Below are 11,779 nucleotides of genomic sequence, written 5' to 3' on the forward strand. Positions count from 1 at the left end.
CTAATCACCTTCTAATTTAAATATTATTTCTCTCTTCCACGCACAAAAGTCTGAGACAAAATCCGGTGGCTGCCAGCGATGTTGTCAATCTCAATGTTATATTCAGACTCAGTATATTCAATCTGATGCTGCTCATAATATCTTTTCCAGAATGAAACTGCTGCCGCATTGTTAGCGAGCTGTTCCACTTTGAATGTACCCTCAAATTGAGCAAAAACCAAGTCAACCGCTTGTGCTGCCAGCCCCTGTCCGCGATACTTTTTGACCAAGAACAGCTCTTGCACCGTATAATCCACACCTTCCGACACATATGGAGGTGAGCAAACCAGTACGAATCCAATAACCTTCCCTTCATACTGAATCAAAAATGGATGTAATTCATCGCGTTCCAGATATAGATAGGTGTTCGTTGGATCATATTTCCCCTCTTCAAGCAGATCCTCGCCAGAAAATTCAGACAGATCATATAAGTACAAGTTGTACAGGTTGAGAAACAATTCCTTTTGTTCTGCCAAAATACTCGTAATGTGTACATTCATCTTCATTGCACATATCTCCCTTAGTTAATGAGTTGGTTAGTGATCCATACATGACATTACCGATGTCCACAACGAGTTTGCTGTGCCCTGTTCTCAATATATCCTTTCAACCACAGCAGATATAGGCAAAGTTTGGTTTAAACCATGGAGTAACCTTACTTTCACAGTGGACATGAACATTTGGACAAAAAAAAGACTCCCTACAGAGTCCGATTATTGGTCTTATCTTTATTTTTCACAAGTATCCACTGGCATGTAGCCAACACTTAATGGATTAAATAATCAACCACAGGATATGAGATCACATTGCGATCTCTGTACGTTGAAGTCACCGCTTCGGGATGTGTGCTAAGAATTCCGCTTTGCAACATCACCGGCCGGAAACCTCGCTCCATCGCTCCGTTGTAGGTGAATAGAACACATTCCTCCGCGGCAAAACCAGAGATGACCACCAATTCAATTCCGTGACTCTTCAACACCTGCTCCAAGTCAGTTTGCCAGAAGGCATTGGAGGCTTCCTTGGTAACGGTGAGATCCTTCTCATTCACATCCACCTCGGGAATGATGCGATACTCATCTGACGCTGCCTCCTCCATGCCCTCCACATCCTGCACGTGAACGACTGTATGATCATTCGAGCGCAGCACATTAGCCACATGGTTAATGTACTCACAGGCATGGTCTATCGAAGTCTGATCCATCTTTTTCCGGACAATACTCTCCTGCATATCAACAATAAGCAAACCTACTTTCATCCAATCTCTCCTCATAAATAAATTTTACGCCGCATGGTTGAGTGACTTCCCTTGTTAAACTGAGAACTTAATCTTTAAATAATTCATTCAGCATCCGGTCGCGATTCTCCAGAAAGCTGCGGGTAATCTGATAATGATCGGTCTCCTCATAGGCTACCTCTTGAATATGGCTATCGTCAAAACTTAAAATCTCTGCCTCCGGATATCCCAGTAAAATGGGTGAGTGCGTCGCAATAATGAATTGCGAAGTGCCTGACAGATCATGAAGGATACGCAATAAGGAGAGCTGCCTAGCTGGAGATAAAGCGGCTTCGGGCTCGTCAAGCAGATAGATGCCTTTGGAACTGAACCGATTGACGAACAGGTTGAGAAAAGACTCTCCGTGCGATTGTTCATGTAATGAACGCCCGCCATAATATTGAAGTGACTCCGGCATCGCATCCACATGTGATGCGAATTGATAGAAGGATTCAGAGCGCATGAAGAAACCATTCGTTATTTTGGGCAACCATGCCAGCCTGAGATAATTCCCGAGCGAGGATTCCGAAGCATGTGTCTCATAGGTATTATTCCTACCGCCCCCTGCGGTATTGAATCCACATTGATGAGCGATGCCTTCGAGCAGCGTAGATTTCCCTGAACCATTTTCACCTACAAAAAAAGTAACGTTATTCGTGAGCTCCAATCGTTCCAAGGACCGGATCGCGGGGATGTCAAAAGGATATTGGTCCCGATTCTCGATCTTGGCCGACAGGAGTTCCACACTTCGAAGATACATAATCATCCTCCCACATTTATTTTTTATAAGTTCAACTAAAGCATATTTACAATCGAACTTCGCAGCTATCTTCAAATTAACATTCAGTTTAATCTGATCATGAATTCACCTAAAATATGGCTCCTTATTTCCCACTCCATCGTAACCTATTAAGGGGTACATATGAAACCGTTTCAACCAAAAAAGAGCAAGCCATAGGCTTACTCTCTCTTCAGGGTTAATAGACAAATCTGCGCTGTGCCCAATAGCTGAATACAAAGATGGACACCTCAGTCAACAGCTTGGCTGCGAGCAGCGGAATAATCAGTTTTTCATTATAAAAATACAGTAAACCGTAGTTTAATAACAACACCAGCAGGACAAGTGAGAAATATTTGGGCAAAGACTGTCGCACCTTCGAGGTTCTTCCAGCGGAGAATACATACTTCCGATTAATCGTATAGTTGAAGATGGAGCTGCACAGTCTTGCTGCGAAAACCGACAGAAACAGATTATGCGTGAAATACTGGATGACGAATAGTAGTCCAAAATCAATCAGAGCGGACAGCACCGACGATGTGCTAAACATCAGGATTGGCATATAGATCCGGAACGAATCAACCAGCGGGCGGAAATGGGAGGACTCATTGTGATCCAGATACACCGTATCAATAAACTCCTCCGTAATCTCATACCCTTCCTTGTGTGCCGTTAACAACATGTTCATCTCGTATTCAAACCGATCCCCGGGAATCTGGTTCAGCCAATCCAGCATGGAGTAAGGAAAACCGCGTAGCCCCGTCTGCGTGTCATATACTTTGGTACCTGTCGTGAGGGAAAAGACTGCCCGTGTGACTGTGTTGCCAAAACGGCTACGTACTGGAATTTTCCCACTGAAGCAACGGCTGCCGAGTACAATTCCCGGTGACGTTTGTGCGAGCAGTACTTCGAAGATACGCTTAATATCATGTGGCAGATGCTGTCCGTCACTATCTGCGCACACCACACCGCCTTGTGGTCCGTACTCTCTAATATACTGAAAGCCCGTCTTCAACGCCCTGCCCTTACCCAGATTGACGGGATGTGTCAGGACCGTACAGCCATAGGCTTCTGCCGTTTCAAAAATCCCACGGTAACCGGGTCCACTGCCATCATCTACAATCACAATGGGTCCAAGATTAAATGTCTGTAACTGCAGAACAAGATTAATTAAACGCACATCGGGTTCATATGATGGAATTAATATCGTCATAATCCTTGTCCCTCCGTCAGATATAGAATGTCACTTACGCCACGTTCCTGGTTACGCCCCAGCGGATTATTGACGACTCTGCCCATAAAATACATCGTGGATGAACCGCCGCCGTCCAGATTGTAAGCCACGGTTGCTCCGAGACCTTTCATGACATCGGCCAGTTCTGCCAAGGTCATGCCACGGCTGTCGTCCTGCCGTCCGTCCACCACCACGAAGACGTAATGATTGGGAGCAATCATGCCGATCGCAGTTCTTGGATTCGCATCCTGGATGGAGCGGTTACCGAAGTTGTTATCGATTTTCACACTGCTAAAATCACTGACAATCTCGCCATCCTGAATTAGAATAGGTCCAAAGGATAACGTATTGGTTGCCCCTTCGGCCAGCAGTTCCGAGGAAGATATCTCGTTCTCGTTATATGTTTTCATCGTTCCGTCATTGAACAGGGCAAGTGCATCCCGCGTGGGGCTGTCCCGATACAATGTTCCATTTCGAATAATGACACCATCATCGCGGAATCCGTAATAATCACCGTTAATGGCAAAAATCGCATTATTGGCAGCGGCAATCTCTGACGTATTTTCGGTAATGTTCGTTCCAAAGCTGTTGTCCGCCAGCGCGGTTCGCAGGCTGCTTGCATCTGTTAGCTGAACATCAGCGACATAATACGTAATCTGATCCGAGCCAGATCCTGTCTGTACCTTTTCAATATTGACCTTCATATCATCACTCGAATAATTCCAATCATCTGACGTTGCATTCACTTCAGTCGTAGTGGTCGTAGTACTGCTGGAATCATTGGTGTTGCCCGTTGCTACCGTTGCCGTGTTCTCATCCGCCACAACCACCTGCACATGCCGGATCAGGTAACGGTCAGCCAAACTGTACAGGATTCCACCTACTGCAAGCACGATGACAAGTGTGATGATGAGCCATCTGCGCTTTGCTGGGGAGATCGGTCGTTTATATGGGTCTTTCCGGGTTGGTTTTTCATCAATCTTCATCATGTGAAGCTCACCTCTTCATCTAAGTTCTTAAGGCCATATTAGGCCGGGTAGCTTAAATGAATCTGAAACCATATCAATTGAACTAAAGAATATCCACACTGACACTACGATGACAGAACAACCTTCCAATCGCTGTTACCCCCAGATTTTTTTGATTCCCTTTTCTATAGGGGAAAATCCGGGGATAAAGGCGAAGCGTATGCTTCCGATGCAGCTTTCTTCCAGAAAGCTTTTAGCTTCGCTTTTTCAGGTTTTTTCTGTCCTCTCCTTTATTGTGTAAATGAATAGTTCAATCAAAAAAGGCCATCCGTTTCCCCAGTGAGGAAATCAGATCACCTTGATTTCAATGTATATAACCCTAAATGTCGCTGTTATCGTGTAACATGTTTTGTTCAGCTTACGGCTCTTCTTCAACAGGTCTTCCTGTTATGCATCTGCAAAAAGAGCATCGTATGCGGGACAAGGCCGCTTTTTCAAAAATTCCGTTAATGCCAGGGGCTGCTGAGCGTAGATATCCTTCAACGACGTTCCATTATAGATGTTACCAATCACGACAGGGTGGCATAACTCACAGATAAGAATATCCCCGTTGCCGTGCAAGTGCAGCTGTTTCGTGCCATCCACACAATTCGAGAAATACACACCGGGTTGTTCACGCAAATTCAACTGTTCAGCGAACCGATCCATACAGGTAAAATAGAGCGTTGTATCTGGCTTCTTATGTTCTATCAGCTCCGTTACAGATCGAATGAGAGACTCTATGGATACAATCTGGCTCCAGTCCGTATGTGGCATCTTAATGCTGTTCTGGATCTCATGGATGCGAACACCAAGATCATACACCTTATCGCTAATCGCCTGCATGTTCGCTTGGTTACCCTCAAACAGTAACGTTTCCAATACCGTCTCCAGACCAGCTTCCGTACACAAACGGATATTCTGCTCCAGTCTCTCATACATGCGAGGATGCACACGGTAGTACGCGGCATACGACTCCGCATCCGTATAATTGAACGAGATATGAATGTTAGACAAGCCTGCCTCTCGTAACGCGATGATCCTTTCTTCGGTCAGCAGACTTGCATTACTGTTCAATTGTGTATCAATGCCATGTGCTGCACAGTACGTCACAATCTCCAGACAATCCTGGTATTTCAGAGTAACTTCACCCCCGGATAATCGCACTCGCTTGAGACGAGGAAGTTCACTAATAATACGGATGACTTCCTGACTATTGATGCACGCTCCATCATCCCGATTGTAGGCGCAGCAATAGTCGCATTTATAATTGCAGTTCGATGTCACTCCCACCTCAAGCCCTTCCAGCTCATATACGCCGGATGTTTCCAGTTCGAGTGATTTATATTTGTTTCTGGCTATCAATTCGTTGTACCTCCTGGTTCCTTCATTCAATCCACGTTTGGATAACTTGAAGATTATAGCGGAAGGAACCAGGTTGACGATATGACATTATGTACGTTGCTTGCTGAAAACGAAAATAAAACCCATTTCCTCAACGATCAGGAATGGGCCAAAGCTAAGCATATGATTATTGGATTAGACAATATAAAATACGATACCTTGACCTTTTGATGCAGCAATATGGTAGAACTTCTGAATCTCAGTCAGATGTGATATAAGGTAATCCCAGAATCCCTCTATTGTATGTCATCCATGTTGAATTCAGGATTATAGGCAAACTCATGGCTCGCCAGCATGATGAATGACACACGCCCCTTTTGATCAAAAATATGTTCTTTACTTAACACGAGTAAGAAGTCTTCTTTTACGATAGCATACATCTTCAGATCCTGAAGCTCATTTTTTGCCTTCATGTATTTCCTCAGCACACCTTCGAATTGCATGCCTGCCTTCTCCATGACCTTAGCGGAACCTGTGTTTTTCACTAAACATCTGGCCTGGATTCGCTCAAGCCCCACTTCGTCAAATCCAAATTGGATGATTCGTTTCACTACTTCGGTCATGTAGTCTTGTTTCCAAAATTGATCAGATAATACATATCCCAGCTCAACTCTCCTGTTATCTCTGTCACACCCTAGATAGTTACAACTACCAATCAGCCTCTTGGTGTGTTTATCTTCAATCCCCCACGGGCCTATTAGATCCGTCTCATAGCGACTCATGACAAAATTTAAAAAAGCTTTTGTGTCTTCTTTGCTCTGATGCGCGTCCCAGGTGGTGAACTCCGATACAGCAGGTACAACGCAATAACTATACATATCATCCAGATCATCATAGGTAAGAGGCCGGAGTAAAGTTCTTTCGGTTTCCAACACCGGAAATGGTTCGAAGAAGCTTTCAATCGTTCTCATAGACTCACCCTCCCTGAAATTGTTAGGAAAAAGAAACACACAGCAGTTCGGTCCGTGTTGCCTAACTCACCTGTTGTAAAATCAAGGCCACAATCTGAGTGTCTTCCACTGCCCATCTTGCTTTACATATTGGACTCGTACATGCTTGCGCTCCGAATCTCCCTGCCAAAACTCCACCTCTTGTGCATTCACGGCATATAAACGCCAATGAGGTGTAACAACACTGGGGTCACGTCTTATCTTTTCCTTCTGAGCTTCAATGGAACTATCCAACACTCCCTCGCTATCCAAAACCTCACTCTGATGCCCTGTCATGGCAACTGCTCTTGCTCCAGCTGAACGTTTGCGGAAATCATCAGCGCCCGCTTCATCTCCCCGATCCTCGGCAATTCCCCTTATCCGAATCTGTCTTCCAAGTGAAGGCCAGTAGAATGTCAAAGCGACATGAGGATTCTCCTTCAACTGCTGCCCCTTTCGACTCTCCGAACTGGAGGCAAAATAAAACGTTTCGTCGATTACGTTTTTCAAAATCAATACTCTCGCATCAGGATAACCGTCGTGATCCACGGTGGAGATCGTCATGGCATGAGGTTCTTTCACTTCGTTCTCAACCGCCAATCTCAACCACTCCAAAAATAGCTTCCCCGGCTGCTCCGGCAACTGCTCCATATCCCACGTTGGAAATGGTCCGGATAAAGACTTCAAACGTTGCAGCAGTTCAATTGGTTGATCACTCATATCATCGCCTCCGTCTTCTATTTTATACCATTGTAATACATTGGAACCTATGAGTCTGTACTTCCTGATTAAGTCGACTTATCAGATCTTGATCTAGTAAACAACTAATCTAGATGACTTAACACATTTGCGCTGCTAAGTTTCCAACCATGCCTTCCCTTTTCAATTGTATGTACACTGGTGTTGTCCATGGGATAAAAGCTGGACTTATTGCTCCATTCCCTCTTCTCAAGCAGATAATACAGGATGTTAATCACTCCGCCGTGAGTAATTAACAGAACATTGGACTTGACTGTTTGTTCCTCTATATCTCTAAGAAGACTCTCGAAAGATGTGCTTATCCGGTTATAAAAATCCCTTGGACTTTCTCCTCCCGGAAATGGGGAATCCATCTCAAGGGTGTTGAAATAAACTCCTGGGTAATGTTCTTCAGCATCCTTATGGAGCATACCTGCCAAATCTCCGTTATTCATCTCCCGCCAATCTTTCATTAAGCTAGCCTGCATATTTAATTTCTTCTCAATTTCCCGTGTTGTCTGTACTGCACGAGGAAGATCACTGCTAATGATCGTATGTATGTTGTACTCCTCAGCGTGATGATGCAAATGCTCTCCCAGTCTCTTGGATTGATTGATCCCCTGTTCCGTAAGTCCACGCTCACTCCATCCGCCTCGATATCCTTCCTCGTCCATCCCATGCCTTACCAGATAAATTTTCAAGATCTCTCCTCCTTTTCACATTGAACAGGTTAACTTTACATCTATAACTACTTTCGTATGTATCAAATAAACCCGACCTCAGATAGCTTCTATCCAAGATCGGGCATTTCCTGCTTACCATTCATCTCACAAATGTGTTATGAACTCGCTCGGATTTGATAAAATAAGGAATCCAGATGGCGCAAGTGATTACAGATTTCACAATCTCCTGTATTCCACTTCCATCTTCCAATTCCCGCATCATGGGGATCTGAAGCACGAGTATATAATCAACCGTATATAGCACCAAACTCACACTGTAATAGACGATCATTAACCGGGGTAAAATTGCTTTTTTTCTATAAAAAGTTACAACTATATATATGGTGAACAATAAAAAGACCACATTATATATAGCTTCAAAAATAATTAATGGTCCCCATAGAACATGATAGTATTCGGAGTCCTTGGAAACAAATACGTCCCACATCTCGGATGTTAATGCTGGTAACGTGTTTTGCATCAACTGTACTGCGAGCAGGATAATCGTAAGAAATAATCCAATCTGAATGAGAATCAGCCAACCACCCAATCCCGACACGCCTAGTGAACGGTAGTCTGTTTTTTGCTCTTGAATATGTGGTTCCACCTCGTAACACTTCCTTATGCAGTTTTGTTTTTCTGAGATGAGTCTTCCTCGTAATATTGCAAATTGAATCTACGGGTGCTTCTTTCTCCTTACTTCACGTGCGTTGTATGTATTCTCACACTCTCCTTATAGTTACCTCTCCGTCCTCCTCTTGTTAGAATTTTACACAACCTCCTTATTGTACTACGCGTGTCAAGGACGAAGCATCCCTTTCAAAACATCATACTTATATGCTGTAAAGGCCAAAGTAGACCTTCGCTATACTTCCGCCATGTTCAGCAAAGTACGCGTATATCATAATGCTCTTATACAGATGCAGATGGTGACTCTGCTTTCGACTACAAAGGAGGATATGGATATGCCCAATCCCAGAGTAAAACTTTTGCCATTTGCCGACATTTCAAACTATGTCGAGGGCTTCGATATCGTTTCCACCCAGTGGGGCGGTGATGGCCTTGTCTATGTGCTGCTGATGAATCAGATCCCCGAAAGAAAACGAGGTATGTTCGTTCAGAGTAAAATGAAGCAAAGCTATACATACAAAGTGCTCATTGTGACAGATCAAACTATCGAGGAAGTTGTCATTTGGGGACAGACGTTCAATTATCATTACGTACAACCATTGCATGATCATCTACTGCTCGTCGGAGCACGGTGTGCGAATTATGGGAATGAACAGTATGATCTGAACGCCAAAGTATGTGATCTGGAAGGAAATACAATTCGCGAGTTTCTGTTGGGAGACGGTATTCAGAGTGCACAGGTTACAGAGAAGGGAACGATCTGGACCAGCTACTTCGATGAAGGGGTATTTGGTAACTGCGGATGGAGCGATCCGATTGGATCAAGCGGTCTGCTGGCCTGGGATGAGCATGGCAACAAACTGTATGAAAATCGTGAAGCTGACATTGCGGATTGTTACGCACTCAATGTGGTGAATGAGAAGCAGGTCTGGTTCTACTTCTATACCGATTTTGAACTCGGTTGTATCTCAGGTGGCACCAGTGAACCCAACGTTACATTGATGAATCCAAACATCTCCGGTTCCTCCGGCTTCAGTACGGATGGTTATCATTTCTTGTTCGATGCCGGGTACGGTAAACATGGTACATTTATCCTTAAGAAAATGGAGAAGCCCGGAAGATTGAGCAAGGGGCAGAAGATTGATTTTCTAAATAAAGATGGTCAGCCCTTCAAGCAGGCACGGCAGGATTTTCGCCAACATCGTCTGCTACTTAGTGAAGGTAACTTGTTGTATCGGGTAACGATGGAGGAGATTACTTCCGCTTCTGGTTTGGATTAAATGACAGGAGTGAAGAGGGTTATTTCTTAAAAGACAATCCCTCTTCTTCCAATGCCTTTCGAAGTTTAGGCATGGCAGATGGCCCGATTCCATGCAACTTCAGGATCTCTTTTTCCGTGTACTCCGCAAGTTGTAGTAGTGTTGTAATGCCTTCATTCTCCAAGGCACGTCTGGCGGGAGATGACAGCAAGGCTAGAAATCCCTCTGTCGTTTTACGTTCAGCTTCGCACGTCGGACAGGTTGGGCAATCACTTTTTTTATAATACGAATGTCCTTGTTCGCATGTTCTGAGTGTTCCTTTATCGTTTGCCATGTGGGTATCCCCTCCTGAAAGTATTGTTACAATCTGCACTAGCCAATTCTAGTTGTACTAAAATCCGCTTTTTGTACTCTTCTGGAGCAAAGCTTACAATCCGTACTCGGCAAAAACGGCTGCATATTTCTTTTCAAATATCGTCCAGCGCTTTTCGGCTCCGTATTTGGCGTGCAGTTGCTGTAAATAATGCTTGGCTTCTTCCGTATCGCCGGCTTTTAGCAGGAAGCGGAAGGTTACTTCGCTTAAATGTAGCGCTGTCTTATCCATATAATAATGGACTATATCTCTGGCCCCTGTTAGCGAGTGTAGGAATGACATGCCCTCTTCCAAATGTGACACCAGTTCTTTCGATAAAGCGTCTGGATCGATATCAGGCGTTAAGGTATAGTGGGCCGGAGCGGAAGGGGCTATTTCTCTGATTCGGCAGGTGAAATGAGATATGAACTCCAATATGTCTCCATTCAATCCAACGGAATGCAACTCCGCAAGTTCGTTGGATTGAACACCACAATTAACATAAAACTGGACTTGACTACTGCTGTTATACTTTGCTTTTTGAATATTGAACTTGTATGCGAGGTTTCCATCCGCTTTGTAGAAACTCAGATTTTTCTTGGAATAGCCGTGTTTGGCAAATAAGGGTTTGACTTCTGTATTGATGATCTTCTTAAAAAGTTCCTGCATTAGATATCACTCCCAAGGCAAAGTTTGCAGAATCATGCCTGTTCCATTTTATAAAAATACTATTTAGCTTCTTCTCGCAGCATATGAGCCAGTTTGTACATCTCTGCAATGTCCTGCCTGTTCTGTTCCTGGAATCTTCGGATCGCTTCATCAATCTCTACCACTTCAACTGCAACCACCTGCTCGCCATCCTCCGGATTTAGCGGATCACCGACAAGTTGAACATCTCCATATCCGATAATTCGTACGAAATGGGGATGCGGGATATGGGGTCGATACGATTCCAACGCACTGGATGTACAGTGGAATTGACCAAAAATTTGATACGACCGCATTTCTGCCCCAAGTTCCTCCATCAATTCGCGTTTTAACCCATCCATATACTGCTCACCTGCTTCAAGCGTACCCCCAGGCAACTCCCAATCTCCATTATCCAGTTGGAAGACAACACATTGATCCCCGACAAACGGAATGATGCTACTATTGCTCACCAGATTTTCATCCACGATATCGTTTAATCTGAACTCCGCCTCAATAATTCCCCAATGAATCGACGTACTCAGCGCCGGAAATAGTTCCGCACTCAAGCTACTCATCCGCACCCGATCCTCTCTATCTAATTCCACTATTCTTCCAATTATAGTCGAAAACACAGAAAGAAGGCCACCTTCCCACCGGGGAATACGTGACCCTCTTCTTACGCTCTCTGCCCTTAAGCCTTGAATCAGTGTTCTCTCCAGACTCT

The 11,779-nt window shown here is 44.3% G+C and carries 14 protein-coding genes; 1 reads left to right on the forward strand and 13 read right to left on the reverse strand.

Going from position 1 to position 11,779, the window contains the following annotated elements; translation table 11 throughout:
• Positions 1–23: 23 nt before the first annotated feature.
• The 10 genes from J2Z28_RS03955 to J2Z28_RS04000 form a co-directional block, all read right to left on the reverse strand.
• Positions 24–545, reverse strand: coding sequence for a GNAT family N-acetyltransferase (locus J2Z28_RS03955; protein ID WP_244988083.1), 522 nt, complete (start codon positions 543–545; stop codon positions 24–26).
• A gap of 260 nt (positions 546–805) precedes the next feature.
• Positions 806–1,294 carry a cysteine hydrolase family protein gene (locus J2Z28_RS03960; RefSeq protein WP_211081257.1) on the reverse strand — a complete coding sequence of 163 codons (489 nt, stop codon included), beginning with the start codon at positions 1,292–1,294 and terminating at the stop codon, positions 806–808.
• Between the two features lie 67 nt (positions 1,295–1,361).
• Positions 1,362–2,072, reverse strand: a complete 711-nt coding sequence (locus tag J2Z28_RS03965) for an AAA family ATPase (protein ID WP_211081258.1) — start codon at positions 2,070–2,072, stop codon at positions 1,362–1,364.
• A 217-nt stretch (positions 2,073–2,289) separates the two neighbouring features.
• Positions 2,290–3,303: a bifunctional glycosyltransferase family 2/GtrA family protein gene (locus J2Z28_RS03970; RefSeq protein WP_211081259.1), complete on the reverse strand. Its 1,014-nt coding sequence runs from the start codon at positions 3,301–3,303 to the stop codon at positions 2,290–2,292.
• Positions 3,300–4,313: a phosphodiester glycosidase family protein gene (locus J2Z28_RS03975; RefSeq protein WP_211081260.1), complete on the reverse strand. Its 1,014-nt coding sequence runs from the start codon at positions 4,311–4,313 to the stop codon at positions 3,300–3,302. Before J2Z28_RS03975 ends, J2Z28_RS03970 begins: the two co-directional genes overlap by 4 nt.
• Before the next feature lie 426 nt (positions 4,314–4,739).
• Complete coding sequence (locus J2Z28_RS03980) at positions 4,740–5,696, reverse strand: radical SAM protein (RefSeq protein ID WP_211081261.1); 957 nt, start codon at positions 5,694–5,696, stop codon at positions 4,740–4,742.
• A 275-nt stretch (positions 5,697–5,971) separates the two neighbouring features.
• A complete protein-coding gene (locus J2Z28_RS03985; protein WP_244988084.1) occupies positions 5,972–6,646 on the reverse strand; it encodes a GNAT family N-acetyltransferase in 675 nt (224 codons plus the stop codon).
• Between the two features lie 81 nt (positions 6,647–6,727).
• A complete protein-coding gene (locus tag J2Z28_RS03990; RefSeq protein ID WP_211081262.1) occupies positions 6,728–7,384 on the reverse strand; it encodes a pyridoxine/pyridoxamine 5'-phosphate oxidase in 657 nt (218 codons plus the stop codon).
• A gap of 104 nt (positions 7,385–7,488) precedes the next feature.
• Complete coding sequence (locus J2Z28_RS03995; protein WP_211081263.1) at positions 7,489–8,103, reverse strand: histidine phosphatase family protein; 615 nt, start codon at positions 8,101–8,103, stop codon at positions 7,489–7,491.
• 121 nt (positions 8,104–8,224) lie between these two features.
• Positions 8,225–8,731 (reverse strand): DUF2569 domain-containing protein, encoded by a 507-nt coding sequence (locus J2Z28_RS04000; protein WP_211081264.1) that lies wholly within the window; start codon positions 8,729–8,731, stop codon positions 8,225–8,227.
• A 358-nt stretch (positions 8,732–9,089) separates the two neighbouring features.
• Here J2Z28_RS04000 and J2Z28_RS04005 point away from each other — a divergent pair, with 358 nt between their 5' ends.
• The gene (locus J2Z28_RS04005) at positions 9,090–10,034 is read left to right on the forward strand and encodes a hypothetical protein (RefSeq protein WP_244988085.1); all 945 of its coding nucleotides are present in this window, start codon (positions 9,090–9,092) and stop codon (positions 10,032–10,034) included.
• A 19-nt stretch (positions 10,035–10,053) separates the two neighbouring features.
• Here J2Z28_RS04005 and J2Z28_RS04010 read toward each other — a convergent pair whose 3' ends face one another.
• From J2Z28_RS04010 to J2Z28_RS04020, 3 genes are all read right to left on the reverse strand, one after another.
• Positions 10,054–10,347, reverse strand: coding sequence for an RNA polymerase alpha subunit C-terminal domain-containing protein (locus J2Z28_RS04010; RefSeq protein ID WP_211081266.1), 294 nt, complete (start codon positions 10,345–10,347; stop codon positions 10,054–10,056).
• A 93-nt stretch (positions 10,348–10,440) separates the two neighbouring features.
• The gene (locus J2Z28_RS04015) at positions 10,441–11,034 is read right to left on the reverse strand and encodes a DUF4304 domain-containing protein (RefSeq protein ID WP_211081267.1); all 594 of its coding nucleotides are present in this window, start codon (positions 11,032–11,034) and stop codon (positions 10,441–10,443) included.
• 59 nt (positions 11,035–11,093) lie between these two features.
• Positions 11,094–11,630 carry an NUDIX hydrolase gene (locus J2Z28_RS04020; protein ID WP_211081268.1) on the reverse strand — a complete coding sequence of 179 codons (537 nt, stop codon included), beginning with the start codon at positions 11,628–11,630 and terminating at the stop codon, positions 11,094–11,096.
• Positions 11,631–11,779: the final 149 nt, after the last annotated feature.

Origin of the sequence: Paenibacillus xylanexedens (genome assembly GCF_017874615.1) — a bacterium.
Lineage (GTDB): Bacteria > Bacillota > Bacilli > Paenibacillales > Paenibacillaceae > Paenibacillus > Paenibacillus xylanexedens.